Below are 25560 nucleotides of genomic sequence, written 5' to 3' on the forward strand. Positions count from 1 at the left end.
CCGGCCCGGGATTCAAGACGCTCGCTATGGTCCGTTTCCACCCCATGCAAAAACGGACCGGATGAGTATCTTATGAATCTCATGTCAGGACTACTGTCACATCTCACAGGGGCGGCCCCGGGCACGGGTCCCCTCCATGGGGGCGGTCAGGTTGTCCTCTGGCGCTCCCTTGAGTAGCATTCTTGCTGAACTCCCTTTTTTCATAAGGAATGCTGATGAAGACGCTGGACTACAAGCTGCTGCTGGCCCTGGACGCGGTGATCCGGGAGCAAAACTTCGAGCGTGCCGCCCAGCGCCTGCACATTACCCAGTCCGCCATCTCCCAGCGCATCAAGCAGCTGGAGCAGCAGTTTGCGGAGCCGCTCATCATCCGCAGCCAGCCGCTGCAGGCCACGGGGCTCGGCCAGAAGCTGCTGGCCCACTATCGCCAGGTGCGCCAGCTGGAGCTGGAGCTGGCCGGCGAGCTCTCCCCCGACGAGCCCAGGGCCCCCATCCGGGTCAGCATCGCCGTCAATGCCGACAGCCTGGCCACCTGGTTCCTGCCCGCCCTGGCGCCGCTGCTGGAGCAATACCCCATCGAGCTGAACCTGCTGGTGGATGACGAGAGCCGCACCCTGGACCGGGTGCGCGAGGGGCAGGCGTTCGGCGCCGTCAGCCTGCAACCCCAGCCGCTGGCGGGCTGCTGTGTCGACGAACTCGGCGAGATGCGCTATCTGCTCACCGCCAGCCCGGCCTTCGTCGCCCGCCACTTCCCGAACGGCCTCACGGCGGAGGCCCTGGCCAAGGCGCCGGCGGTGGCCTTCGATCAGCGCGACGACATGCACATCAGCTACATGGCCCGTCATTTCGCCCTCCCCCCCGGTGGCTACCCCTGCCACACGGTGCGATCCTCCGAGGCCTTCGTCGCCATGGCGGAGCAGGGGCTGGCCTGCTGCCTCATCCCGGAATTGCAGATCCGCCAGCAACTGGAAGAGGGGCGCCTGCTCGATCTCAACCCTGATCACCACCTGGTCGAGCAGCTCTATTGGCACCGCTGGGTGCTGGAGCGGGGGCTGCACAAGCAGATATCCCAGCGCCTGATCCATCAGGGGCGACGGGCACTGCAACCCCGTTGAGGGGGCCATTCACCTTGGCTTTGGGGGGGTAAAAACGTATAGTGCTGGGCGATTAACCATCAGGTCTCCACTCAGGTTCCCCATTTATGTTCCAAGACAATCCGCTGCTGGCCCAGCTCAAGCAACAAATCCGCGAAAACATCCCCAAGAAAGAGGGTGTGATCCGCGCCTCAGATCGGGGCTTCGGCTTCCTGGAGGTCGATGAGAAGACCAGCTATTTCGTGCCGCCTCCCTACATGAAGAAGGTGATGCACGGTGACCGGGTGAGCGCCCTGATCCGCACTGAAAAAGAGAAAGAGGTGGCCGAGCCGGATGCCCTGCTGGAACAGGCCGTCACCCGCTTCGTCGGCCGCGTCAAGATGTTCCGCGACCGCCTCAACGTGGTGCCCGACCACCCCCTCATCAAGGACGCCATCAAGGCCCGCGCCAAGAAGGGTCTGGACGAGAAATCCTTCAAGGAAGGGGACTGGGTGGTTGCCACCCTCAAGCGCCATGCCCTGGTGGACGGCAACTTCTCCGCCGAGATCACCCAGCTCATCGCCACCCAGGAAGATCACAACGTGCCCTGGTGGGTGGTGCTGGCGCGCCACAACCTGGCCCAGATTGAACCGGCGGACCTGCCGGAGTGGAAGGTGATCGAAGAGGAAGAGCTGCCCCGCCGGGATCTGACCCAGGTTCCCTTCTTCACCATCGACGGTGCCAAGACCAAGGACATGGACGATGCCCTGGCCATCACCAAGCTGGAGAACGGCTGGGAGCTGCTGGTGGCCATCGCCGACCCGACCGCCTATGTGGCCGAGGGGAGCGAGCTGGACAAGGAGGCCGCCCAGCGCGCCTTCACCGTCTACATGCCGGGACGCAACGTACCCATGATCCCGCGCACCCTCTCCGACGAGCTCTGCTCCCTGAAAGAGGGCGAGGAGCGCAACACCCTGTGCGCCCGTCTGCTCATCGCCGAGGACGGCCTGCTGCTGGAGGAGACCGAGTTCTTCGCCGCCCGCATCAATTCCCATGCCCGTCTCAGCTATGACGACGTCTCCGACTGGGCCGAGCACGGCAAAGCGCTGGATATCGACGCCGGCGTCCTGGCCCAGCTGCCCCTGATGAAGGCGATGACGGAGGCCCGCATCAAGTGGCGTACCGAGCACGCCCTGGTGTTCCCGGACAGACCCGACTACGACTTCGAGCTGGGTGAAGACGGCGAAGTGCTGGCCATCCACGTGGAGCCGCGCCGCATCGCCAACCGCATGGTGGAAGAGTCGATGATCGCCGCCAACATCTGCGCCGGCCGCGTGCTGGGCAAAGAGGTCGGCTACGGCATCTTCAACGTCCACACCGGCTTTGACGAGGAGTCCCTGGACGGCGCCATCGAGCTGCTCAAGACCGCCGAGGCCCCGTTCGAGAAGGAAGATATCGCGAGCCTCTCCGGCTTCTGCGCCCTGCGCCGCTGGATAGACAACCTGGACACCCGCTGGCTGGACGGCAAGATCCGCCGCTTCCAGAGCTATGCCCTGATGTCCGCCGAACCGGGTGCCCACTACGGCCTGGGTCTGGATGCCTACGCCACCTGGACCTCCCCCATCCGCAAATACGGCGACATGGTCAACCATCGCCTGCTCAAGGCGGTCATCGCCGGCAAGACCCCGGGTGAGCGCCCCAGCCTGGAGCTGACCGAGCACCTGACCGCCTGCCGCCGCCTGCACCGCATGGTGGAGCGCGACATCGGCGACTGGCTCTATGTGCGCTACCTCAAGGCCGATGCGGGCACCGACAAGGTGTTCAACGCCGAGATCATCGACGTGATGCGCGCCGGCCTCAAGCTGCGCCTGCAGGAGAACGGCGCCGTGGTCTTCATGCCCGCCCGCCATATCCTGGACAACAAGGATCGGCTGGAGTGCAACTGGGACAACGGCCGCGTCTATCTGGACAAGACCGAGGTGGTCTACGAGCTCGGCCAGATCATCGAGGTGAAGCTGACCGAGGCGGTAGAAGAGACCCGCTCCCTCATCGCCAAGCCGGCGGTGGATCTGGTGCCGGGTCCGGCGCCGGTCGCTCCTGCCAGCGAGGCCGACACGGCCCCCGCCGACGAGGCCCCCAAGGCGCAGTGATCCCCCTGCTTGTCTGCTCTGCAAAAGCCCGCATCCTGCGGGCTTTTTTTATGGCTGCGCTCCGCGGGCAGACGGATGGGAGACCCGCTCGCAGGCCCCTGCCTGCGTCGCTACCGGCAGGGAGGATCGAGACGGGAGCGGATCAGGATCCGCCACCCGGGCGTCACAAGAGGCCTTGTCGGAACCGATCCTCTCGGGGGAAAAACTGAAAGTGGGTTACAAAATAAATGATTCATTGGTGATTAACGATGAACTACGGAATATCCATCGTCATTACTTGCGAATACGAGGCGACAAATCATGACTCATTTGAGTGCAAAATTTGATTTTGTGACAACAGTCACGTTGACACCGTATTTGCGCAAACCACAAAACGAGACATCAATCACAAAAAATTGACACCCAGAGGCGAGAAGATCGAAATGTAGCCGAAATACAGCGACTGACTGTGATCGTCATCACTATGTCGGGAGGGGGGAGGTCGGGGTATTTGAGATCCAGGTCACAAGACACCCCGTTTTCAGCCTAATTTGATCACAAGCTGGTAGATTGAAGTTGCTTAGACGACTGGGATGGGAGTTCGGCAAAACTCGTCATCCCGACTACCACTTTTAATCACACAGGCTTAAAACGGGGTCCCGACATGTTATCACCGGATACCAAAGTCAAGATACAGAATTTTGGACGCTTCCTGTCCAATATGGTCATGCCCAACATAGGCGCCTTCATCGCCTGGGGCTTCATCACCGCCCTCTTCATCCCCACTGGCTGGCTGCCCAATGAAACCTTGGCCAAGCTGGTCGGTCCCATGATCACCTACCTGCTGCCGCTGCTCATCGGCTATACCGGCGGCAAGCTGATCGGGGGTGACCGGGGGGCCGTGGTCGGTGCCATCACCACCATGGGCGTCATCGTGGGGACCGACATCCCCATGTTCATGGGCGCCATGATGGTCGGCCCGCTGGGTGGCTGGGCCATCAAGCGTTTCGACAAGGCGATGGAAGGTCGCGTCAAGAGCGGCTTCGAGATGCTGGTGAACAACTTCTCCGCCGGCATCATCGGCATGTTGCTCGCCATTCTCGCCTTCTTCGTCATCGGTCCCTTCGTCAAGGTGCTCTCCGGCGCCCTGGCCGGTGGTGTCGACTTCCTGGTCGCCCACAGCCTGCTGCCGCTGACCTCCATCTTCGTCGAGCCGGCCAAGATCCTGTTCCTGAACAACGCCATCAACCACGGCATCTTCTCGCCGCTCGGGATCCAGCAAGCCACCGAACAGGGCCGCTCCATCTTCTTCCTGATCGAAGCGAACCCGGGTCCGGGCATGGGCGTGTTGCTGGCCTACATGGTGTTCGGCCGTGGCGCCGCCAAGCAGTCCGCAGCCGGTGCGTCCATCATCCACTTCTTCGGCGGCATCCACGAAATCTACTTCCCGTACGTGCTGATGAACCCGCGCCTCATCCTGGCGGTGATCGCAGGCGGCATGACCGGGGTCTTCACCCTGACCCTGTTCAACGCCGGTCTGGTCTCCCCCGCCTCCCCGGGCTCCATCTTCGCCGTGCTGCTGATGACGCCGAAAGCCTCCCTCATCGGGGTGCTGCTCTCCATCGTCGCCTCCGCCACCGTCTCCTTCCTGGTCGCCGCCGTGTTCGTCCGTGCCCAGCAGCCGGAAGCCGACGAGGCCGATGCCCTGGGTGAAGCCACCCGCAAGATGAAGGCCATGAAGGGTGCCAAGCCCGAGACCACCGCCGCCAAGAAGCCGGAAACCGAGCTGACCGCAGTGCGCAACATCGTCGTCGCCTGCGATGCGGGCATGGGCTCCAGCGCCATGGGCGCCGGCATGCTGCGCAAGCGGGTGCAGGCCGCCGGTCTCGACATCAGCGTGACCAACCGTGCCATCAACAACCTGGACGATCAGGTGGATCTGGTCATCACCCACAAGGATCTCACCGACCGTGCCCGTCGCCATGCGCCGCATGCACAGCACATTTCGCTGACCAACTTCCTCGACAACGCCCTCTATCAGGAGCTGGTGCAGAACCTCAGCCTGGCCAACGCGGCCAACGATGACGTCGCCAACCCGCAACTGCTGGTGGCGGCCAACGACGACAGCTACGATCCGCAGGAGCCGGAAGTCTTCACCCTGAGCCTGCAAGACGTGCACCTGGGCCTCAAGGCCGAGAGCAAGGAAGCGGCCATCGTGACCGCCGGCAAGCTGCTGGCCGAGCGAGGCTATGTGGCACCGGACTACGTCGACGCCATGCTGGAGCGCGAACAGCTGGTCTCCACCTACCTCGGCGAATCCATCGCCGTGCCCCACGGCACCATCGCCGCCAAGGAGCACGTGAAGCGTACCGGCATCGTCATCTGCCAGTACCCGGCCGGAGTCGCCTTCGGCGAGGGCGCCGATGAGGTAGCGCGCCTGGTCATCGGCATTGCCGCCCGCAACGATGAACACATACAGGTCATAACCCGCCTGACCAATGCACTGGATGAGCCCGGTCTCGTCGACCGTCTGGCCAGCACCCAGGATCCCCAGGAGTTCCTGGATCTGCTGGGGGCCGAGCAGGCCGCGTAATCATCCGTCATCGTCTTTGGTTGTAGAGGTTAATATCATGAAAACATTGCATTTTGGTGCCGGCAACATCGGTCGGGGCTTCATCGGCAAACTGCTGGCTGACGCCAGCCATCAGGTCACCTTCGCCGACGTCAACGAGACCCTGATCGACCAGCTCAACCACCGCCAGGAGTACAAGGTGCACGTGGTGGGCACGGATCAGAAGCTGGACGTGGTGCGCAACGTTGCCGCAGTCAGCTCGGCCGGACACGAGGTGATCGCCCGTATCATCACCGCCGATCTGGTCACCACGGCGGTCGGCCCCAACATCCTGGACAAGATTGCCAGCACCCTGGCCAAGGGGCTGCAGGCCCGCTTCGATGCCGGCAACCTGACTCCCCTCAACGTCATCGCCTGCGAGAACATGGTGCGCGGCACCAGCCACCTCAAGGAGGAGGTACTCAAGTACCTGCCGGTCGCGTATCATGCCACCCTCGAGCAGTGCGTCGGCTTCGTCGACTCGGCGGTGGATCGCATCGTTCCGCCCGCCGCGGCGAACGACGATCCCCTGGAGGTGACGGTGGAGAGCTTCAGCGAGTGGATCGTCGATCGGACCCAGTTCAAGGGGGAGTTGCCCCAGGTGGCAGGCATGGAGCCCACCGACAACCTGATGGCCTTCGTCGAGCGCAAGCTGTTCACCCTCAACACCGGCCACATCGTCACCGCCTACCTCGGCAAGCTCAGGGGCTATCACACCGTGCGCGAGGCGATCGAGGATCCGCTGATCCGCAGCAAGGTACGCCGCGCCATGGAGGAGAGCGGGGCCGTGCTGGTGAAACGTTACGGCTTCGACCCGCGCCTGCACGCCGCCTACATCGAGAAGATCCTCTCCCGCTTCGCCAACCCCTATCTGGTGGACGAGATTGACCGGGTCGGTCGCCAGCCGCTGCGCAAGCTGGCGGCGGGGGACAGACTGGTGAAGCCGCTGCTCGGCACCCTGGAGTACGGCCTGCCGAGCGATCACCTGCAGGAGGGCATCGCCGCCGCACTGCATTACCGCAATGAGGACGATCCCCAGGCGGTGGAGCTGCAGGCCATGCTGGCGGAACTAGGTCCGGCACGGACACTGGCCCGCGTCACCGGCCTGGATGAGCACAGCGATGTGGTACGCACCATCGTCGCCCGTTACAACAACTTGAAGTGACCTGATGGGGTGGCGTCACACCGCCCGTGACGGACCCCATACGATACAAACCGGGGGAGGGCCTGCTCTCCCCCTGTCAGCCGGACCCGAAGCACTTATGACCACACACCAGGAAGATGAAGTACTGGAGCGACTGAACGAGCAGGATGGCCCCCGCGGCTTCTTTCTCGAGGTCGTGACCATCCTGGAAGAGGCGGTCGACTCCCTGATGCGGCGAGCCTTTCGTCAGGAGGAGTATGCCGTCAAATACGCCATCGAACCCCTGCTCAACCAGAGCGGACCCCTCGGCCAGCTGGAGGTGCGCCTCAAGCTCATCTTCGCCCTCGGCCTCATCTCCCTCGAGCGCTATCAGGATCTCGAGGCGTACCTGAAGATCCGCGACTTTCTGGTACGCGACCCCAAGGATTACCGCTTCAGCGACAAGCCGGTCCGCGATCTGCTCGAGCGCCTGAATGCCATCCAGCAGGGCAGCATGATGCCGCAGGATCCCCCGGCCAACGAGGAGGACTGGCCCCTCTACCAGATGCAGCTCAACCGGCTCGATCAGATGGTGCGCTCCGCCCTGGTGCTGGCGGTGACCGATTGCGTCACCGAACTCCACAAAGAGAGCCCCATCTGATCTGAGCGGCTCTCCCCTGCACGCCTGGCGGGTGTCATCTTGCCCCCCTTCCCCGCTACACTAGGTCCAACCCCATCACCTGTACGAGGTTGGCATGATTGCTCTCTCCCTCGCCGGAATAGCCCTCATCTCCCTGCTCGCCCAATGGCTTGCCTGGTCCGTGCGCGTTCCCGCCATTTTGTTCCTGCTGCTGAGCGGCCTCTTGCTCGGCCCGGTGACCGGTCTGCTCGATCCCGATCAGTTGCTGGGGGATCTGCTGTTTCCCCTGGTTTCCCTCTCGGTCGCCATCATCCTGTTTGAAGGAGCGCTGACCCTGCACCTGACCGAACTCAAGGGGATCGGCAAGGTGGTACGCAACCTCTGCTCCACCGGCATGGTGACCAGCTTTGCCGTCATCGGCGCCGCCAGCTACTTCCTGCTTGGGCTGGACTGGCGGGTCGCCATGGTGCTCGGCGCCGTGCTGGTGGTAACCGGCCCCACGGTGATCGCCCCCATGCTCAACGTGATCCGCCCGGTCCGGGAGGTGGACAAGATCCTGCGCTGGGAGGGGATCGTCATCGACCCCATCGGCGCCCTGTTCGCGGTACTGGTGTTCGAGGCGGTGCGCCTCGGCAGCCAGGGAGACCTGGTCGGTCATACCCTGCTGGCCCTGGCCAAGACGGTGGGAGTGGGGTCGCTCATCGGGGTCGGTGCCGGCTGGCTCACCACCCTGCTCATCCGCAAGGACTGGCTGCCGGTCAGCCTGCACAAGTTCGGGGTACTGGCGCTGGTGCTGGTGACCTTCACCCTGTCTGACTGGCTCAGTCACGAATCCGGCCTGCTGGCGGTGACCGTGTTCGGCATCTGGCTCGCCAACCAGGAGGGGCTGGATCTGGAGGAGGTGCTGGCCTTCAAGGAGGATCTCGCCGTCATTCTCATCTCCTCCCTCTTCATCCTGCTGGCGGCCCGCCTCGATCTGGCCCAGCTCTGGCAGCTCGGCCCCATGGTGCTGGCCCTGCTGTGCGTGGTGCAGTTCGTGGCCCGCCCGCTCTGCATCCTGGTCTCGACCCGGGGGTCGGACCTGCCCTGGCGCGCCCGCGCCCTGCTCGCCTGGATAGCCCCCCGGGGCATAGTGGCGGCGGCGGTCAGCGCCTCCTTCGCCATCAGCATGCACGAGGCCGGCATCGAGGATGCCGACAAGCTGGTGCCCCTGGTGTTTGCGGTCATCATCTTCACCGTGGTGCTGCAGAGCCTGACGGCCACGCCATTGGCCAGATTGCTCGACATGCGCCAGAGCGCCCCCAATGTCTGGCTGCTCATCGGCGCCAACTCGGTGGCCCGGGCCATCGGCAAGGCGCTGGCGGATCAGGGGATCCCGGTGCAACTCTCCGATCCTGCCTGGGAGCACTGCAAGCTGGCCCGCATGAGCGGCCTGCCCTGCTACTTCGGCAGCCCCCAGTCGGAGCACGCCGAGCGGCACCTGCCCCTCACCAGCATCAGCACCGTGCTGGCGCTTTCTCCCAGCCGCCACAACAACGCCCTCGGGGTGCTGCACTTCGCCCACCTCTACGGGGAGGAGAAGGTCCACTCCCTGCGTTCCAGCGAACAGCACGGCAAGGCCAACCGGGAGAGCGCCACCTTCCGTGCCCGCCAGAACCTGTTCGGCGCCGACATCAACTTCGCCAGGCTGAGCGGCCTGCTGAGCCGGGGCGGACAGATCAAGGCGACCCGCCTGAGCGACACCTTCGACTGGGACCAGTATCAGGAAGCCAATCCCGGCGCCATTCCTCTGTTCGTGCTGGATGCCAAGGCCAGACCCAGGGTGGTCACCGGCCCTGTCACGCCGCTGCCCGGGGAGCTGCTGATCGCCCTGCAACCACCCCGGGAGGGGGCGACGGCGCCCTGATCCGATGACGGCGCCACCGGGAAGGAGAACTAGACTTGAGGGTGGCGCCATGAGTCATAGGAGGATGTCATGACAGTCAGTGAATTGCGCGCGCTTCACCAGCAGCACAGGTTCAAGGAGGCGGAGATCATGCACGACATCGTCTCCCCCGGCTGGATCGTGGAGTTCAGGGGGCAGGACGGCCACCTCTACGTGATGACGGACACCCTGGGGTGCCCCATGAGCTTCTCGTCCACCGAGGAGGCACGGGACCACATCCACCTGGTGGCCGACTGCCCCGTCCAGGTCGAGCACCTCTACCGCTTCTTCGAACGCTGAACACCCATCGAAAAAGGCTCCCGAGGGAGCCTTTTCTCATTCCGGCTGCGTGGACTCAGCCTCCTTTCCCTCCAGCCTCCTCACCGGCTTTTGCAGAATAAGGTTCGCCGGATAGGTGACCAGATCGCCGCTGTCATCCCGCACCCGCACGTAGAAGAGGCCGATCTCGGTGATGATGCCGGTGACAGAGTCATCCTTGTCGAGGATGCGGATGCGATCGCCAATCTTGTAGGGGAAGGCGAAGAAGATGGTGATGCTGGCGGTGATGTTGGAGAGGATCGACCACTGGGCCACCATGGCGACCCCCAGCACTGCGAAGAAGGAGGAGGCGAGCACCACCAGCCGGGAGAAGTCGAGCCCCCAGACCCCGGCCAGGATCAGCAGGGTGGCGCAGCCCAGCAGGAAGTGGAATACGTGCTCCACGTAGAGTACCCGGTTCTCGCTCACCTGCCGGCTCTGGCCAAGGGCCATCAGGCTCTTGTGAATGAGGCCGCGCACCAGGGTGTGCCCCAGCAACAGCAGCAGGGTCACGCCAAAAGATTCCCATGTCGTCATGTTCACTCCTTACCACCAGCGCCTGTGCTTGAGCCAGACCGCCAGTCCGGTCGCCAGCACCAGCAGGAAGCCACAGAACACCCAGAAGGCGGTCGGACTCTCGGCCCCGGGGATCCCCCCCAGGTTGATGCCGAACAGGCCGGTCAGGAAGCTGGCGGGCAGGAACAGCAGCGCCATCACCGACATCTGGTAGGCACGGCGGTTGGTCGCCTCCGCCATCAGGTTGTTGATCTCGTCCGCCAGCACGGCGGTGCGCGCCACCCCGGCATCCAGATCGTCGAGCCAGCGCCGCAAGCGGTCGGCGATGTCGAGCAGGCGTCGCCTGTCATCTTCGTCCAGCCAGCTGATCTTCTCGTTGGCCAGGCGCGCCACCAGATCCCGCTGGGGGGAGAGGTAGCGACGGATCATGATGAGCTGCTTGCGGATGCGCGCAAGCCGACCGTTGGCGGGCAGGTCGCGCATCAGCACCATCTCCTCCAGATCCAGGATCTGGTCGTGCAGCTCCTCGACGAACTCCCCGGCCCGGTCGGTCAGGGCGTCGCATATCTCCACCAGCCAGTCGGCGGGTGTGTCGGCACCGCCCCCCAGCGACAGCTGCTCGAACACATCTTTCTCGGAGAGCAGCGGACGACGTCGGCTGCTGATGATGAGATCCGGCGTGATGAAGATCCGCAGGGCCACCATCTCTTCAGGCCTGTGATCCTTGTTGTGGTTGATGCCGCGCAGGATCAGCAGCACCGTCTCCCCCATCCGCACCAGCTTGGGACGATTGCTCTGGCCGAGCAGGGCCTCCCGGGCCGCCTCCCCCAGCAGCGGCGTCTGCAGCAGCCAGCGCGCCGACTCCGGGTTGCCGTAGTCCAGATGCAGCCAGCCGGGCTGGGTACAGGGGATCTCGCTACCTTCGGCCAGCGGGGTCATGCCCCCCTTGCCGTCCAGGGTCAGGCCATAAATCACGTCACCGGGCACCCGATCCATCTCGTCTCCTTCTCGTTTCATGTGCAGGCCCCAGCTTACACCAAAGGCGGGGACGACTCAGCCCCGGGGCAGCCGCCCCGCACCAGCCATGCTAAGATGCGCCACCCGTTCCAGACACAGGAAGCCATGCCATGCCCATCTGGGTTGATGCCGATGCCTGCCCCATCCCGGTCAAGGAGATCCTCTACCGCGCCGCCCACCGCGCCCAGGTGGTGACCACGCTAGTGGCCAACCAGGGGCTCAGAGTCCCCCCCTCCCCCTTCATCAAGACCCAGCAGGTGGAGAAGGGCTTCGATGTGGCAGATCATGTCATCGCCCAGCAGGTCAAGCCCGGCGACCTGGTGATCACCGGCGACATTCCCCTCGCCTCCTGGGTAATCGACGCCGGGGGCGAGGCGCTCAATCCCCGGGGCGAGATCTACACCCGGGAGACCATCCAGGCACGGCTCGGGATGCGCAACTTCATGGAGGAGCTGCGCTCTGCCGGCGTCCAGACCGGTGGCCCTGCGCCCTTCAACGCCGCCGACAAGCAGCGCTTCGCCAATGCGCTGGACAAGTGGCTGGTCAGGGGCAAGCTGAGCTGATCACCCTCTCCCCGGTCCACCGCCGGGGAGAGCCATTCAGTTCCCTTTTCCCTTAATTCTTCCTTAATGCTCCTTGATTAGCCTTGCGACTGTTGACCCAACCACCCGCAAGGAGCAAGCAATGAAACTGACCCCCCTGTTGTTACTGATCCCCCTGTTGAGCGGCGCAGCCCTGGCCGACCCCCAATGCACCCAGGCCGACAAGAGCAAGTGGATGAGCGAAGCCGACGCCCAGCAGCAGATCAAGGCGATGGGATACGACATCAAGAAGTTCAAGGCCACCAAGACCGGCTGCTACGAGATCTACGGCTGGGACAAGGAGAAGCGCAAGGTCGAGATCTACTTCGACCCGACCGACCTGAAAAAGGTGAAAGAAGAGATCGACGAGTAACGCCGCCCTGGGCCGGTCTTCCCCCGGCCCCCACCATGGAGCCTTGCCATGACACCTGCCTCTGAAGTGAAAGTCTGGGATCCCCTCATCCGGGTGTTTCACTGGGCGACCGTCACTCTCTGCCTGCTCAACTTCTTCGTGCTGGAAGAGGGTAGCAACCCCCACAGATATGCTGGCTACGCGGTGGGCATCCTGCTCATCATCCGCCTGCTGTGGGGACTGGTCGGCCCCTATTACGCCCGCTTCGGCCAGTGGTGGCCAACCCCTGCCCGGGTCCGCTACTACCTGCGTCAGCTCGCCCAGGGGCGCCACCCCTACTACCTCGGCCACAATCCGGTCGGTTCCCTGATGATCTGGTTGCTGCTGCTGTCCCTGGTCGGGACCGTCGTCACCGGCTGGCTCACCACCTGGGATGCCTTCTGGGGCGAGGAGTGGCTGGAGGAGCTGCACGGCATCATTGCCAACACCCTGATGGCCGCCGTTGGCGTCCATGCGGCCGTGGTACTCCTGACCGATCGCCTCACCCGCAGCGATTTGGTCCGCGCCATGGTGCTGGGCAAAAAGCGGGTCCCCGCCAACATCAAGGTGGAAGACCCCCGCGCTTGATGGCCGGGCTGCCGACCAGTCCCCTCCTCAGTTCACCCGCTCATCTGCCCAAAAAAACGACCCCCTGCCAAGGCAGGGGGTCGTCATGAGCAGCGCGGGGGGAGGACCTAGATCATCACACCGGCGATAACGGCGGAAAGCAGGCTCACCAGGGTGGAACCATAGACCAGCTTCAGACCGAAGCGGGAGACCATGTTGCCCTTCTCTTCGTTCAGCGCCTTCACCGCACCGGCGATGATGCCGATGGAGCTGAAGTTGGCGAACGACACCATGAAGATGGAGAGGATGCCGACGGTGCGCGGGGAGAGCTCGGCGGCAATCTTGCCCAGATCCATCATGGCCACGAACTCGTTGGTCACCAGCTTGGTCGCCATGATGGAGCCGGCCTGCAGCGCTTCACTGCCCGGGATGCCCAGGATCCAGGCAACGGGATAGAAGATGTAGCCCATGACGTGCTGGAAGTTGACGCCGAACGCCGCCTCGAACAGGTAGTTGATGAGGGCGATCAGGGCGATGAAGCCCACCAGCATGGCACCGACGATCACCGCCACGGTGAAACCGGCCATGATGTATTCCCCCAGCATCTCGAAGAAGTTCTCCTTCTTCGGCGTGTGGTGCTCGTCACCCTCGGCCAGCGCCTTGGCATCGGTCACGGTGTTGTCGGGCTCGTAGGGGTTGATGAGGGAGAGCACCACGAAGGTGCTGAACATGTTGAGCACCAGCGCGGCCACCACGTAGCGCGGCTCGATCAGCTGCATGTAGGCACCGACGATGGACATGGAGACGGTGGACATGGCCGTCGCCGCCAGGGTGTACATCTGCTTCTCGTTCAGGTGCGGCAGTATGTTCTTGAGGGCGATGAAGTTCTCGGACTGACCGACGATCATGGAGCTGATGGCGTTGAAGGACTCCAGCTTGCCCATGCCGTTGATCTTGGCCAGCACGGTGCCGATGCCACGAATGACGATGGGCAGCAGACGGATGTACTGCAAAATGCCGATCAACACGGAGATGAAGACGATGGGCATCAGCACCATCAGGAAGAAGGAGAAGGCCCCTTCGTTGACCAGACCGCCGAACACGAAGTCGGTCCCCTGCTTGGCAAACTCCATCAGCTTGGTGAAGCCGGCTGCAAAGCCACCCACCACCGCCAGACCCACTTCGGAGTTGAGCATGAACCAGGCGAGCGCCAGCTCGACCACCAGCAGCTGGCCGATGTAACGCAGCTTGATCTGTTTCCAGTTGCGGCGGTTTGCCAGCAACGCCAATGCCAGGACCATCACGAGTCCGAGCACGAAATGAACGTATTCCATACCAGTAGCACCCATTGAATTGTTATTTTTGACCGGCGCCATCATAAAGAACTGCATATTTAAAAATCAGAGAATCATCACAATCCGCGGTAAAAATATGCATGCGAAATAATACAAACGTTTTTAAATTAATTGCCATGACACACGATTATTAATCGTTATTGGCTGAGGTTAAAAATAAATCAAAAACAATAAGTTATGCTCTTTTGTTAATTTTATTCCTCATTCGTATATATATTTCATAACTGCCATATCCCATATGGCATCCTCCGATGACTCATCATCACCACGACACGTTTAATTAAAAACGTTTTCTCGTCATTCATCATGATCTGGCCATGACCACCCTGTTCCATTGTGCTCTTTTTACATACCGCAAGCCCGCCAACGCAGACAGAAGCCTCCATCGGCAACCCATGACGCCAACCGTTCAAATATTCACCGCATCCGGCGGCACATTCTGGTATGATGCGCCCCCTTGCGCACCGCGCACCCCCATTTCTGGTTTTCCGACATAGAGCCCTTTTGTGAACAACAGCGAATTTAGCAGCCTGAACCTCTCCTCCGCCCTGCAGGACAACCTCGCCAGCCTGGGCTATCTGCAGATGACCCCGATCCAGGCCCAGAGCCTGCCCCTGGTGCTCGACGGCAAAGATTTGATCGCCAAGGCGAAAACCGGCAGCGGCAAGACCGCGGCCTTCGGCCTGGGTCTGCTGGCCAAGCTGGACGTCAACCGGCTGGCCGTGCAGGCGCTGGTGCTCTGTCCGACCCGCGAGCTGGCGGATCAGGTGGCCACCGAGATCCGCCGTCTTGCCCGTACCCTGCCCAACGTCAAGCTGGTGACCCTGTGCGGCGGCACCCCGACCGCACCGCAATCCGCCACCCTGGGCTTTGGCGCCCACATCGCCGTCGGCACCCCGGGCCGGATCCTCAAGCACCTGGAGCAGGGCACCCTTGCGCTCGACGACCTCAAGACGCTGGTGCTGGACGAAGCGGATCGCATGCTGGACATGGGCTTTGGCGAAGACATCAACCGGGTCATCAGCCACGCCCCGCGGGACCGGCAAACCCTGCTCTTCTCCGCCACCTATCCGGAAGGGATCGCCCAGATGAGCCGCGGCGTGCAGCGCAATCCGGTGGAGGTGAGCGTGGAGTCCCTGCATGAAGAGAGCGCCATCGAACAGAAGCTGTATGAAGTGCCGGCCGGCCAGCGCCTCGATGCCCTCACCTGGCTGCTCAGCCACTACCAACCGGGCTCCTGCGTGGTGTTCTGCAACACCAAGCGCGCCTGCAACGACGTGGCCGATCACCTGGCCGCCAAGGGCTTTTCGGCGCTGGCGCTGAACGGTGACCTGGAACAGCGTGAGCGGGATCAGGTGCTGGTGCGCTTCGCCAACGGCAGCGCCACCATACTGGTCGCCACCGACGTGGCGGCCCGCGGCCTCGACATCAAGGAGCTGGGGGCCGTCATCAACTACGAGCTCACCTACGACCCCGAGGTGCACGTGCACCGCATCGGCCGTACCGGCCGCGCCGGCCAGCAGGGCCTGGCCCTGAGCCTCTACCAGCCGAACGAGGCCCAGCGCGTCAACTTCATTGAGGAGTACCAGCAGGCCCCCATTCCCCAGGGCGACCTGGCCGGGATCGGCCGCGACATCAAGCCGATCGCGCCGCAGATGGTGACCCTCTCCATCGATGCGGGCCGCAAGAGCAAGGTGCGTGCCGGTGACATCCTCGGCGCCCTGACCGGCGAAGGCGGCATTGCCGGGGCCGATGTGGGCAAGATCCAGATTTCCGAGCAGTACTCCTACGTGGCGGTGAAGCGCCAGGTGGCGAGCGCCGCCCTCAAGCGGTTGCAGGAAGGCAAGATCAAGGGGCGCAGCTACCGTGCCCGCAAACTGGGCTAAGGTATTTCACACGCCCGGCCAGACCACAGGCGCCTGACAGGCGCCTGTTTCATATCATTCGCCGCCATGCGGCAAGACAGGTGACATGACCCAAGCAATCCAGAGCGATGTGAGCTGCCAGAACTGCGAAGCCTGCTGCTGCCGCCTCGAGGTGATGCTCTTCACCGACACCGGCGTGCCGGACCGCTATATCGAGGAACGGGAAGGAGAAGTGCCCGTGATGCACAGACTGGAAGATGGCTGGTGCGCCGCCCTCGACCGCAACACCATGATGTGTCGCATCTACGAGGTGCGGCCGCTGATCTGCCGTGAATTCGAGATGGGGGAGCCCGACTGCCTCGACGAGCGGGACAAGTGGTTCATCAGGCTGGAGTAACCGGGATGTTCAACCCGTGCTGACGTGGATCTCCGTGCCTTGCAGCCCCTCGAGGCGCTGTGTCAGCCAGTGGATGGCCTGCGCTTCCTCCTCGAAATAGCGCACCTCCTGAAAGGGAAGCTCGCTGAAGACGTGATCCGCCAGATAACGTTTGAAATCCCCGATCATGACCACCGCCAGAAAGGCGCAGCCATGGGTGGCGCACCAGTTGAACTGGCGACGAAAACGGGCCAGCACCTCGGGGCCGGCGGCCTCGAACTCGGTCGCGACCTCGACGATGCCCCAGGGGGCTCCCTGCAAACGGCTTATCTGCTGGCTGAACTTGCCCTCATAGGCCATGGCGCCTGCCAGGTTGAAAGGGCCGCTCGGCCGACAGATCAGCAATTGCCCTTGTCGCTGCATCTCAAAATGGCCGTGTGCTTGCACGTTCACCTCCTGCCTTGAGTCCTTCGCTGCGGCTGATATGCCCTGTGTTGCCACAAAGTAAGAATTTATCCCCGAAAAGTCCATGAAGCTCCCCCCATTGTGAACGGAAAGCGCCATTCACCCCCCGTTTTTACCCCGATGGCGGAATGTACATTTCTTCGACATGTTCTGTTGCAGTTAACAAAACGTTGCTGCTATTATCCGCGCCACTCAAAACATTCCACCTACTGAAACCTTTTGGCGTTCACCCAGGGATCAACGATGAAGCAACAAGACGCAAGTTATTACCAACGGATCTGGCGCTGGCATTTCTATGCCGGTCTCTTCGTCGCCCCCTTCCTGATCCTGCTCTCCCTCACCGGCATCGTCTATCTGTTCAAGCCGCAGCTGGACAACCTGCTCTACCCCCAGCTGATGAAGGTGACACCCGCCACCCAGACCCTGAGTGCCGACCAGCTGCTGGCCAAGGCAACCATCGCCATGCCGGACGCCAGCCTGCGCAAATACCTGCCCCCGGTGGCAGCGGACGCGAGCGCCCAGATAGTCGTGATGCGTGAAGGGCAGGAGCTGACCCTCTTCATGGACCCCGCGAACGGCGCCCTGCTCGGCACCATGGACAACAAGTGGAACCTGCAGGCGGTAGCGCGCGCTCTCCATGCGGAGCTGATGCTTGGCACCACGGGAGATCGCCTGATCGAGCTGGCCGCAGGCTGGGGAATCGTGCTTCTCGTCAGCGGACTCTATCTCTGGTGGCCCCGCAAGGGACCGGGTGTGGGGGGCATCCTCTGGCCGAGAATGCACCAGCGCGGCCGTCTCTGGTGGCGTGATCTGCACGCCGTGGTCGGCTTCTGGGGCGCAGGTTTCCTGCTGCTGCTGCTGCTGACGGGCATGACCTGGACCGGTTTCTGGGGCGGCCAGTTCGCCGATGTCTGGAACCGCTTCCCTGCGGCCATGTGGAACGAGGTGCCCAAGTCGGCCCCCCTCACCCGCAGCCTCAACCAGGCTCACGAACAGACCGTCTCCTGGGGGGCCGAGACCCTGCCCATGCCGAGCTCCCAACCCACGGCAGAGAGCCATGATCACAGCGCCATGACCCATGGCGGCGGACACGAGGGCATGGTCATGGCCAGCCATCGCATTCCGCTGCAACAGGTGGTCGACATCGCCAGCGAGCGGGGGGTCAGCCCGGGTTACAGCATCACCCCCCCGGTCGGTGAAACCGGCGTCTATACCATCGCCATCTTTGCCGATGATCCCCGCAACGACGCCACCCTGCACATCGACCAATACAGCGGCAAGGTGCTGGTCGACGTGCGCTGGCAGGATTACGGCCCGGTCGCCAAGACGGTGGAAACCGGCGTCATGCTGCACATGGGCAAGCTCTACGGCTGGCCGCACCAGCTCGTCATGCTGCTCATCTGCCTGATGATTCTGGCAAGCTCGGTGAGCGGGCTCTGGATCTGGTGGAGCCGCCGTCCCAGTGGTCGCCTCGCCGCCCCGCCCCTGCCCGCCAAGCTGCCTCCCATGGGCGGTGCCATCGCGGTGCTGGTCGTGCTCGGGATCTGCTTCCCGCTGGTGGGGGCCTCCATGGTTGCCATCTGGCTGCTGGACAGTCTCTTCTTCTCTCGCCGCCCGGCCGTGGCCCAGGCAAGCTGACCCGTCAGGGGCAAGCCCGCCTCATGCACACGAGGGCTCCCTGTCGGGGGCCCTCGTCGTCTGCATCACCTGGCATCATCCTTCGCCTGGCGGCAGGCTCCTCCCCTGGCGCTCATCACATCGGTCTGATGAAACAACAACGCGTCGACACATCAACAAAAAGGGCTCCCGTTCGGGAGCCCTTTTCATTGCCAAACGCGTCGGCCTCAGGTGAGCGCCAGCCCGGCGGAGAGCAGCAGGCTGAACAGAAATGCGCTGATGGCGGTCTTCTTGAGGGCGCCGGTCAGCACCTCGCCATCGAAACTCTCTCGCAGGGTACGGGCGGCATCGGTGAGGGGCTTCATGGCGGGCAGGAAGATCCAGGGCCAGAGGCTCGCAGGCTGGGTCAGCAGGAAGGCGATGGTCGCCAGCAGCGCAGCCCCCAGCAAGACCCAGTGATAGGCGATGGCCCGGTTGCGGCCAAGGCGCACCGCCAGGGTGATCTTGCCGCTGGCGGCATCGGTCTCGATGTCCCGCACGTTGTTGATGTTGAGCACGGCAGTCGCCAGCAGGCCGCAGGCGGTGGCAGGCAGCAACAGGTCCCACTCCAGGCTATGGGTGAAGAGGTAGTAGGAACCGAGCACCCCCAGCAGGCCGAAGAACAGGAATACCGAGATGTCCCCGAAGCCGCGATAGCCGTAGGGGCTCTTGCCCACCGTGTAGGTGATGGCCGCGACGATGGCCGCTCCCCCCAGCAGGATGAACGTCAGGATCTGCTGCCACGCCTCCCCGAAGGCGCAGACCAGCAGGGAGAGGCCGCTCACCACGGCCGCCAGGGCGGTCAGCCCCATGGCCACACACATCTGGTGCCGGGTGATGAGGCCGGAAACCACGGCGCGCTGGGGACCGATCCGCTCCCCGTTGTCGGCACCGGAGACCGCATCGCCATAGTCGTTGGCCAGATTGGAGAGAATTTGCAGCAGGATGGCGGTCAGCAGGGAGAGCCCCATGATGGTGCCGTCGAACGCTCCCCGGCTGGCTGCCAGCCCCGAGCCCAGCAAGATGGAGGAGCACGCCAGGGGCAGTGTTCGCAAACGCGCCGCCAGCAACCAAACAGAGAAGGTATTTGTCATATTGTGATGGCCAAACAATCAGATATTGATCGTGTTAAGGGTTATCGAACCGGATTTAGGTATACTTGGCTGCGCGGGGGCGTCGGCTCCCCCGGGCAATTTACATGGACGAATGGGCAGATAATATATAGGAAATCGTCGCCCTTTGGCATCAACCTGCGCCATCCTCCCCCGGAGCGATCGCGATTATCCGGCTCAGACTAGACATCCATGTTGGCTCAGACCCACCTCAAGCAACAACTGGACGCCCTGCGTCACAGCACTGTCAGCGGTTTCGTGCGACTGCGCGTGGCCGCTCACGTCGACGTCTTTCCCGGCTGGTTGGCGGCCCAGACGCTCTACCCCCGCATCTATTGGCACGCCAGAGGGCAACAGAGCCCCGAGTACGTGGCGCTTGGCGCCATTCACGAGCTGACCCGGCCGGAGGATATCCAGCGGGTCTGCGACCTTGCCGGCACGGCCAGTGAAGACAGCCCTCGCTACTACGGCGGTCTGGCGTTCGACCCGGATCTGCCCGGCTGGCAGGGTTTTGGCCCCTGCCGCTTCGTGCTGCCCCGCATCGAACTGGTACGCCGGGGGGAGTGCACCAGCCTCTGCCTCAATCTCTGGCTGCCTGCCCGGGAAGAGGGTCACGCATTCGAAGCCGAACTCTGCGCCGCCGAGGCGGCGCTCGATGCCCTGCAACCCGAGGCCCCTCTGCCCGCCCTGCAAAAGCGGCCATGGCAGCGCCAGGACCTGCCGGGCCCTGCCCAGTGGCAGACCCTGGTGGAGCAGGTCACGGCCCCCCACTTCCAGGCCCGCACCCCCAAGGTGGTGCTGTCGCGGGAGAGCCTGCTCCAGAGCGAGGCGCACGATGCGCCACTCTGCCCCTGGTCCCTGCTGACACAGTGGGCTCGCCACGCCCAGGAGTGCTTCCACTTCGGCTTCCAGTTCTCCCCCGAGCAGAGCTTCATCTCCTGCTCCCCCGAGCGCCTCTACCGCCGGGAGAAGGGCCACCTCTTTACCGAGGCGCTGGCAGGCACCATTCGCCGTTCCGGGGATGAGGCGACCGACGCGGCCCTGGCCGCCGAGCTGCTGGCCGACAGCAAGAACCGGCTGGAGAACCGGCTGGTTCACGCCGACATTCTCAGCCGCCTGGCCCCCCTCACGACCGATGCCACCCTGACCGAGCCGCGCATTCTGAAATTGCGGCTGCTGCAACACCTCAAGTGCGACATCGAGGCCGAGCTCAAACCCGGCGTCTGCGACTGGCAACTGCTGGCTGCCCTGCACCCCACCCCCGCCGTGGGGGGCGCCCCCCGCGAGGCGGCGCTCGCCTTCATCCGTGAATGCGAGCCCCATGATCGCGGCTGGTATGCCGGTGCCTGTGGCATGCTGAGCCGGGAGACCTCGGAGTTCTCCGTCGCCATTCGCAGCGCCCGGCTCAGGGGCCCGCGTATCAGCCTGTTCGCCGGTGCCGGCATAGTGGCGGGATCGGAGCCCGCCGCCGAGTGGGCCGAACTCGACAACAAGATCGCCAACGTGCTCTCCCTGCTGGGATAGCGTTTCTCACCGACTCCTCACTGCGAGAGCTTCATGTCCGCCAGCCACGTGTCCGCGCATCACGCCTTTGCCAGCCATCACGCCACCTTCAACCATGTCTGGTCCTCCCTATTGCTGGAAGAGCTCTTTCGCCTCGGCGTGCGCGACATCGCTCTGGCCTCCGGCTCCCGCTCGGCGCCGCTCACCATGGCCGCCGCAGCCCACCCGGGCTTTCGCCGCCACCTGCACTTCGACGAGCGGGGTCTGGGCTTCATGGCGCTGGGGCTGGCCAAGGGGAGCGGCCGCCCGGTGGCGGTCATCATGACCTCGGGCACTGCGGTGGCCAACCTCTGGCCCGCGGTGGCGGAAGCCCAGCTCACCGGGGTACCGCTCATCATTCTCTCTGCCGACAGGCCACCCGAGCTCATCGACAACGGGGCCAACCAGGCCATTGATCAGCCGGGGATCTTCGGTCGCTACCCCGTCTATCAGCAAAATCTGCCGAGCCCCACTCCCGCCATTCCGGCGGCCTTCGTGCTGAGCTCGGTGGATCAGGCCCTGGCCCGACAGGCGCACACCCCGGGGCCGGTGCACTTCAACTGCATGTACCCCGAGCCCCTCTATCCCGGCGATACCTACCTGGACTTTGCCGACTACCTGGCGCCTCTCGGCGACTGGCTGCACTCGGCCAAGCCCTGGAGCCCCTGGCTGGCTGGCGAGCCAGGCTGCCCCGCCCAGCCGGACTGGGAGGAGCTGAAGGGCAAGCGCGGTGTCATCGTCGCCGGACGCATCCAGGATCCGGGGCAAGGCAAGGCGGTGGCCGAGCTGGCAGACCGCCTCGGCTGGCCCCTGCTGGCGGATCTGCAAAGCCAGATCCGCTTCGATGATCGCAACCTCGTCCACACAGATCTCGCCCTGCAACACAGCGACTTCGTGGCCGAGCTGGCCCGCGCCGAGGTACTGCTGCAATTCGGCGCCCGCCTCATCTCCAAGCGCCTCGGCCAGTTCATCAAACAACACCCCTGGCAGGATTACTGGCTGGTGGACCCGCAGCCGGCACGCCTCGACCCCGACTACCGGCTGCGCCGTCGCCTGGTGTGCGATCCCGCCGCCTTTGCGGCCGCCCATCCAATCCCCCATTCGCAGCAGCCCTGGCACCAGTTGGCCGCGCGCCAGCAGGCCATCAGCCAGCAGATCCGCACCGCCTGTGATCGCTTCTCGGAGCTAGGGGTGTGCCACCGCCTGAATCAGCTCATCCAGGGTCAGTTGTTCGTCGGCAACAGCATGCCGGCCCGGCTGATGGACATGCTGGGCGAGGTGGGCAAGGGCCCCAGCCGGGTGATGACCAACCGCGGCGCCTCCGGTATCGATGGCCTTATCGCCACCGCATACGGCTTCGCACAGTCGGTCCCGCCTGACAGTCGCGAGCCCACCACCCTGCTGCTCGGGGATCTCAGCGCCCTGCACGATCTCAACAGCCTGGCGCTGCTCGGCAAGGGGAGCCGCCCCCTGGTGGTGATCCTGCTCAACAACGACGGCGGCAGCATCTTCCGCATGCTGCCTGTGCCCACCCAGGACGCCCTGCTGGAGACCTACTACTGCCTGCCCCACGGCCTGCACTTCGAGCACGCCGCCGCCATGTTCGGCCTGCACTACCGGGCCCCCACCACCCTCGACGCATTTGAGCAGGACTATGCCGCAGCCCTGAAAAACGGGGTAACCCTGATTGAAATCAAGGTACCGAGCAGTGAAGTCGCCGAGGATCTCAAGGCACTGGGAGCCGCTATCCGTGGTCTCTGATCCCGCCGCGCCGCTGGTGCTGCTGCACGGCCTGCTGGGGGACGCCGACGACTGGCGACCTGTCATCCAGGCCCTGCCCGGCGTCCCGTGCCATGCCCTGGATCTGCCGGGCCACGGCCGCAACCGGGCACTGCGGGTGAACGGCTTTGACGAGGCCCATCGCTGGCTCTGCGACGAGCTGGCCGCACGGGATATCGCCCACTACCGGCTGGTGGGGTATTCGCTGGGGGGGCGGCTCGCGCTTCATCACGCCAGCCACTCCCCGGCGGGGTTGCAGGCCCTGCTGCTGGAGAACTGCCACCCCGGGCTGCCTGCCGGTGAACGTCCGGCCCGCATCGCTCACGATGAAGCCTGGGCCCGGCGTTTCGAGTGCGAGCCCCTGATCCGGGTGCTTGCCGACTGGTACCGCCAGGGCGTCTTCGCCGACCTGGACGACGATGCCCGCACCCGCCAGGCCGCACGCCGCCTTGGCAACGACGGCAAGGCCGTGGCCGCCATGCTGAGGGCCACGTCCCTGGGGCGACAGCCGGATCTCGCCCCCTGGCTTCGGGATACCCGGCTGCCGGTGCAGTGGATCTCCGGCAACCGGGATCACAAATTCCATGCCCTCGCTTGCCAGTTGGTAAAGCAAGGCTGCAATATCAAACACTTGGCTCTGGATGGCGGACACAATCTGCACACAAGCCAGCCCGATACCTTTGCCCGGCTCCTGCGGGAGTGGGCTCACCAACCAGAAGAGAAGATCCATGATTGAAGCAATGACGGAAGCCGAGCTCTATGCCCCTGTCGAGTGGCACGACTGCTCCGCCGGTTACGAGGACATCCTCTATCACAAGTCCCCAGAGGGCATTGCCAAGATCACCATCAACCGTCCCCAGGTGCGCAACGCCTTCCGCCCCCGCACCGTGAAAGAGATGCTGCAAGCCCTGGCCGATGCCCGCTACGACGACAAGGTCGGCTCCATCATCCTCACCGGCTTCGGCGAGAAGGCCTTCTGCGCCGGCGGCGACCAGAAGATCCGCGGCGACTACGGTGGCTACAAGGACGATGAAGGCACCCATCACCTCAACGTGCTCGACTTCCAGCGTGACATCCGTACCTGCCCCAAACCCGTGGTGGCCATGGTGGCTGGCTACGCCGTCGGTGGCGGCCACGTGCTGCACATGATGTGCGACCTGACCATCGCCGCCGACAACGCCCAGTTCGGCCAGACCGGCCCCAAGGTGGGCTCCTTCGACGGCGGCTGGGGCGCCTCCTACATGGCCCGCATCGTCGGCCAGAAGAAGGCTCGGGAGATCTGGTTCCTCTGCCGCCTCTACGACGCCAAACAGGCCCTCGACATGGGGCTGGTCAACACCGTCGTGCCCCTGGCCGAGCTGGAGCGTGAAACCGTGCGCTGGTGCCGCGAGATGCTGCAACACAGCCCCATGGCCCTGCGCTGCCTGAAGGCGGCCCTCAACGCCGACTGCGACGGCCAGGCCGGTTTGCAGGAGCTGGCAGGCAATGCCACCATGCTGTTCTACATGACCGAAGAGGGTCAGGAAGGGCGCAACGCATTCAACGAGAAACGCCGTCCCGACTTCTCCAAATACAAGCGGAATCCCTGATGACACTCGCCCTCTACCGCTACCAACTGCCCTTTACCCAGCCCCTGGCCTTTCATGGTCAGTTGCAGGTAGCGCGCGAGGGCCTGCTGGTACGCATCGACGATGGCTGGGGGGAAATAGCCCCCCTGCCAGGATTTTCCAAAGAGACCCTTGCCGACGCCCAGGCCGAGGCCCTCGACTGTCTGGCGCAGCTGGCGCGGGGACAGACCCCGACGCCACAGCTGCCCTCGGTGCAGTTCGGGCTCGACTGCGCCCGTCGTAGCTGGCCCGAGCAGGGTGCCCCCCTGCCCGAGCCCTATCCGCTGATCCAGGGCTCCCCCCAGGAGCTGCTCAAGAACTGGAAGCAGTGGCTGCACGAGACCCCCCTCAAGGCCAAGCTGAAGGTAGCCCGCTACCCCATGCGCGACGAGCTGGCGCTGATCCGGCTGCTGCTCGATCGGCGCCCCAATCTCAAACTGGTCCTGGACGCCAACCAGGGCTGGACCCGCGAGGAGGCCTGGGCCTTCTGCGGCCACCTGGATCCGAATCGCATCGAATACCTCGAAGATCTGTGCGCCGACTTCGAGGACATCGCCTTCGTCGCCAGCCGCACCGGCATGCCGGTGGCGCTGGACGAACTGCTGGCCCAGGGCAAGCCCTGGGAGCCCATCCCGCAACTGCGCGCCCTGGTGCTCAAGCCGACCCTGCTCGGCGCCCTCGCCAACAGCGAGGCCCTGGTGACTCGCGCTCGCGAACTGAAGCTCAAGGTGATCGTCTCCTCCTGTTTCGAGTCCGGTCTCGGCCTCGCTCAGCTCGCCCGCCTCGCGGGGGAGTGGGCGCCGGATCAGGCCCCTGGCCTCGATACCCGCCGCTGGCTGGCCAGGGATCTGCTGGACAAGCAGGGGCAACCCGATCCGGGCAGGATGGAACCCCTGTTTCACCGTGACTGACC

23 protein-coding genes are annotated in these 25560 nt (G+C 64.0%); 18 read left to right on the top strand and 5 right to left on the bottom strand.

The genetic code is table 11. From position 1 onward, the window contains the following. Positions 1–215: 215 nt before the first annotated feature. The 7 genes from BGO64_RS14195 (at position 216) to BGO64_RS14225 (ending at position 9800) form a co-directional block, all read left to right on the top strand. On the top strand, positions 216–1115 hold the full coding sequence (locus BGO64_RS14195) for a LysR family transcriptional regulator ArgP (RefSeq protein ID WP_286700881.1): 900 nt from the start codon (positions 216–218) through the stop codon (positions 1113–1115). A gap of 86 nt (positions 1116–1201) precedes the next feature. Further along, positions 1202–3223 carry an exoribonuclease II gene (locus tag BGO64_RS14200; protein ID WP_045523092.1) on the top strand — a complete coding sequence of 674 codons (2022 nt, stop codon included), beginning with the start codon at positions 1202–1204 and terminating at the stop codon, positions 3221–3223. A gap of 643 nt (positions 3224–3866) precedes the next feature. Continuing rightward, on the top strand, positions 3867–5795 hold the full coding sequence (locus BGO64_RS14205) for a PTS mannitol transporter subunit IICBA (RefSeq protein ID WP_124244397.1): 1929 nt from the start codon (positions 3867–3869) through the stop codon (positions 5793–5795). 37 nt (positions 5796–5832) lie between these two features. Beyond that, complete coding sequence (locus tag BGO64_RS14210; RefSeq protein ID WP_042015428.1) at positions 5833–6978, top strand: mannitol-1-phosphate 5-dehydrogenase; 1146 nt, start codon at positions 5833–5835, stop codon at positions 6976–6978. Positions 6979–7075: 97 nt separating this feature from the next. Continuing rightward, positions 7076–7597, top strand: coding sequence for an MltR family transcriptional regulator (locus BGO64_RS14215; protein ID WP_010672759.1), 522 nt, complete (start codon positions 7076–7078; stop codon positions 7595–7597). Positions 7598–7691: 94 nt separating this feature from the next. After that, positions 7692–9482: a cation:proton antiporter gene (locus BGO64_RS14220; protein WP_113069057.1), complete on the top strand. Its 1791-nt coding sequence runs from the start codon at positions 7692–7694 to the stop codon at positions 9480–9482. Positions 9483–9551: 69 nt separating this feature from the next. Further along, positions 9552–9800 carry a hypothetical protein gene (locus tag BGO64_RS14225; protein WP_010672757.1) on the top strand — a complete coding sequence of 83 codons (249 nt, stop codon included), beginning with the start codon at positions 9552–9554 and terminating at the stop codon, positions 9798–9800. Positions 9801–9836: 36 nt separating this feature from the next. Here the strand turns inward: BGO64_RS14225 and BGO64_RS14230 are convergent, their stop codons facing one another. Together BGO64_RS14230 and zntB are read right to left on the bottom strand one after the other, a co-directional pair. Next, on the bottom strand, positions 9837–10355 hold the full coding sequence (locus BGO64_RS14230; protein WP_286700882.1) for a mechanosensitive ion channel domain-containing protein: 519 nt from the start codon (positions 10353–10355) through the stop codon (positions 9837–9839). Positions 10356–10364: 9 nt separating this feature from the next. Next, positions 10365–11330 (bottom strand): zinc transporter ZntB, encoded by a 966-nt coding sequence (zntB, locus tag BGO64_RS14235; protein ID WP_174217498.1) that lies wholly within the window; start codon positions 11328–11330, stop codon positions 10365–10367. A gap of 131 nt (positions 11331–11461) precedes the next feature. Between zntB and BGO64_RS14240 the strand changes: the two genes are divergently transcribed. The 3 genes from BGO64_RS14240 (at position 11462) to BGO64_RS14250 (ending at position 12911) form a co-directional block, all read left to right on the top strand. After that, positions 11462–11914 carry a YaiI/YqxD family protein gene (locus BGO64_RS14240; RefSeq protein ID WP_039039769.1) on the top strand — a complete coding sequence of 151 codons (453 nt, stop codon included), beginning with the start codon at positions 11462–11464 and terminating at the stop codon, positions 11912–11914. A gap of 121 nt (positions 11915–12035) precedes the next feature. Further along, entirely contained in the window at positions 12036–12305 is a 270-nt protein-coding gene (locus BGO64_RS14245; RefSeq protein ID WP_010672753.1) for a PepSY domain-containing protein, read from the top strand. Positions 12306–12353: 48 nt separating this feature from the next. Further along, positions 12354–12911, top strand: coding sequence for a cytochrome b/b6 domain-containing protein (locus BGO64_RS14250; RefSeq protein ID WP_128345507.1), 558 nt, complete (start codon positions 12354–12356; stop codon positions 12909–12911). A 107-nt stretch (positions 12912–13018) separates the two neighbouring features. Here the strand turns inward: BGO64_RS14250 and BGO64_RS14255 are convergent, their stop codons facing one another. After that, the gene (locus BGO64_RS14255; protein WP_010672751.1) at positions 13019–14224 is read right to left on the bottom strand and encodes a NupC/NupG family nucleoside CNT transporter; all 1206 of its coding nucleotides are present in this window, start codon (positions 14222–14224) and stop codon (positions 13019–13021) included. A 527-nt stretch (positions 14225–14751) separates the two neighbouring features. Between BGO64_RS14255 and dbpA the strand changes: the two genes are divergently transcribed. Next, positions 14752–16131, top strand: coding sequence for an ATP-dependent RNA helicase DbpA (gene dbpA, locus BGO64_RS14260; protein ID WP_052816423.1), 1380 nt, complete (start codon positions 14752–14754; stop codon positions 16129–16131). 85 nt (positions 16132–16216) lie between these two features. Continuing rightward, a complete protein-coding gene (locus tag BGO64_RS14265; protein ID WP_039039772.1) occupies positions 16217–16507 on the top strand; it encodes a YkgJ family cysteine cluster protein in 291 nt (96 codons plus the stop codon). A 9-nt stretch (positions 16508–16516) separates the two neighbouring features. Here BGO64_RS14265 and BGO64_RS14270 read toward each other — a convergent pair whose 3' ends face one another. Further along, positions 16517–16909, bottom strand: a complete 393-nt coding sequence (locus BGO64_RS14270) for a hypothetical protein (RefSeq protein ID WP_202606666.1) — start codon at positions 16907–16909, stop codon at positions 16517–16519. 285 nt (positions 16910–17194) lie between these two features. On the opposite strand from BGO64_RS14270, the gene BGO64_RS14275 reads away from it, so the two are divergent. Further along, a complete protein-coding gene (locus BGO64_RS14275; RefSeq protein WP_216944988.1) occupies positions 17195–18589 on the top strand; it encodes a PepSY-associated TM helix domain-containing protein in 1395 nt (464 codons plus the stop codon). A gap of 206 nt (positions 18590–18795) precedes the next feature. Here BGO64_RS14275 and BGO64_RS14280 read toward each other — a convergent pair whose 3' ends face one another. Next, positions 18796–19701 (bottom strand): 1,4-dihydroxy-2-naphthoate polyprenyltransferase, encoded by a 906-nt coding sequence (locus BGO64_RS14280; protein ID WP_029313608.1) that lies wholly within the window; start codon positions 19699–19701, stop codon positions 18796–18798. 210 nt (positions 19702–19911) lie between these two features. Between BGO64_RS14280 and BGO64_RS14285 the strand changes: the two genes are divergently transcribed. From BGO64_RS14285 to menC, 5 genes are read left to right on the top strand one after another with little or no spacing between them, the layout of a single operon-like run. Further along, on the top strand, positions 19912–21243 hold the full coding sequence (locus BGO64_RS14285; RefSeq protein WP_286700883.1) for an isochorismate synthase: 1332 nt from the start codon (positions 19912–19914) through the stop codon (positions 21241–21243). A 33-nt stretch (positions 21244–21276) separates the two neighbouring features. Further along, entirely contained in the window at positions 21277–23022 is a 1746-nt protein-coding gene (menD, locus tag BGO64_RS14290; protein ID WP_286700884.1) for a 2-succinyl-5-enolpyruvyl-6-hydroxy-3-cyclohexene-1-carboxylic-acid synthase, read from the top strand. Then, positions 23012–23776, top strand: coding sequence for a 2-succinyl-6-hydroxy-2,4-cyclohexadiene-1-carboxylate synthase (menH, locus tag BGO64_RS14295; protein WP_286700885.1), 765 nt, complete (start codon positions 23012–23014; stop codon positions 23774–23776). The genes menD and menH overlap by 11 nt, the downstream gene beginning before the upstream one ends. Next, positions 23769–24629 (top strand): 1,4-dihydroxy-2-naphthoyl-CoA synthase, encoded by an 861-nt coding sequence (menB, locus tag BGO64_RS14300; RefSeq protein WP_039039779.1) that lies wholly within the window; start codon positions 23769–23771, stop codon positions 24627–24629. Before menH ends, menB begins: the two co-directional genes overlap by 8 nt. After that, on the top strand, positions 24629–25558 hold the full coding sequence (gene menC / locus BGO64_RS14305; protein WP_069785428.1) for an o-succinylbenzoate synthase: 930 nt from the start codon (positions 24629–24631) through the stop codon (positions 25556–25558). Before menB ends, menC begins: the two co-directional genes overlap by 1 nt. The last annotated feature ends 2 nt before the right edge of the window (positions 25559–25560 follow it).

Source organism: Aeromonas sp. 62-46 (genome assembly GCF_001898585.1).
In the GTDB taxonomy this organism is placed as follows: Bacteria; Pseudomonadota; Gammaproteobacteria; order Enterobacterales; family Aeromonadaceae; genus Aeromonas; species Aeromonas caviae.

Bases quoted from the DNA above. Each gene is read 5' to 3' on its own strand.
- BGO64_RS14195 (WP_286700881.1), top strand. From the start codon at position 216: ATGAAGACGCTGGACTACAAGCTGCTGCTGGCCCTGGACGCGGTGATC.
- BGO64_RS14200 (WP_045523092.1), top strand. From the start codon at position 1,202: ATGTTCCAAGACAATCCGCTGCTGGCCCAGCTCAAGCAACAAATCCGC.
- BGO64_RS14205 (WP_124244397.1), top strand. From the start codon at position 3,867: ATGTTATCACCGGATACCAAAGTCAAGATACAGAATTTTGGACGCTTC.
- BGO64_RS14210 (WP_042015428.1), top strand. From the start codon at position 5,833: ATGAAAACATTGCATTTTGGTGCCGGCAACATCGGTCGGGGCTTCATC.
- BGO64_RS14215 (WP_010672759.1), top strand. From the start codon at position 7,076: ATGACCACACACCAGGAAGATGAAGTACTGGAGCGACTGAACGAGCAG.
- BGO64_RS14220 (WP_113069057.1), top strand. From the start codon at position 7,692: ATGATTGCTCTCTCCCTCGCCGGAATAGCCCTCATCTCCCTGCTCGCC.
- BGO64_RS14225 (WP_010672757.1), top strand. From the start codon at position 9,552: ATGACAGTCAGTGAATTGCGCGCGCTTCACCAGCAGCACAGGTTCAAG.
- BGO64_RS14230 (WP_286700882.1), bottom strand. From the start codon at position 10,355: ATGACGACATGGGAATCTTTTGGCGTGACCCTGCTGCTGTTGCTGGGG.
- zntB (WP_174217498.1), bottom strand. From the start codon at position 11,330: ATGGATCGGGTGCCCGGTGACGTGATTTATGGCCTGACCCTGGACGGC.
- BGO64_RS14240 (WP_039039769.1), top strand. From the start codon at position 11,462: ATGCCCATCTGGGTTGATGCCGATGCCTGCCCCATCCCGGTCAAGGAG.
- BGO64_RS14245 (WP_010672753.1), top strand. From the start codon at position 12,036: ATGAAACTGACCCCCCTGTTGTTACTGATCCCCCTGTTGAGCGGCGCA.
- BGO64_RS14250 (WP_128345507.1), top strand. From the start codon at position 12,354: ATGACACCTGCCTCTGAAGTGAAAGTCTGGGATCCCCTCATCCGGGTG.
- BGO64_RS14255 (WP_010672751.1), bottom strand. From the start codon at position 14,224: ATGGAATACGTTCATTTCGTGCTCGGACTCGTGATGGTCCTGGCATTG.
- BGO64_RS14265 (WP_039039772.1), top strand. From the start codon at position 16,217: ATGACCCAAGCAATCCAGAGCGATGTGAGCTGCCAGAACTGCGAAGCC.
- BGO64_RS14270 (WP_202606666.1), bottom strand. From the start codon at position 16,909: ATGCAGCGACAAGGGCAATTGCTGATCTGTCGGCCGAGCGGCCCTTTC.
- BGO64_RS14275 (WP_216944988.1), top strand. From the start codon at position 17,195: ATGAAGCAACAAGACGCAAGTTATTACCAACGGATCTGGCGCTGGCAT.
- BGO64_RS14280 (WP_029313608.1), bottom strand. From the start codon at position 19,701: ATGACAAATACCTTCTCTGTTTGGTTGCTGGCGGCGCGTTTGCGAACA.
- BGO64_RS14285 (WP_286700883.1), top strand. From the start codon at position 19,912: ATGTTGGCTCAGACCCACCTCAAGCAACAACTGGACGCCCTGCGTCAC.
- menD (WP_286700884.1), top strand. From the start codon at position 21,277: ATGTCCGCCAGCCACGTGTCCGCGCATCACGCCTTTGCCAGCCATCAC.
- menB (WP_039039779.1), top strand. From the start codon at position 23,769: ATGATTGAAGCAATGACGGAAGCCGAGCTCTATGCCCCTGTCGAGTGG.
- menC (WP_069785428.1), top strand. From the start codon at position 24,629: ATGACACTCGCCCTCTACCGCTACCAACTGCCCTTTACCCAGCCCCTG.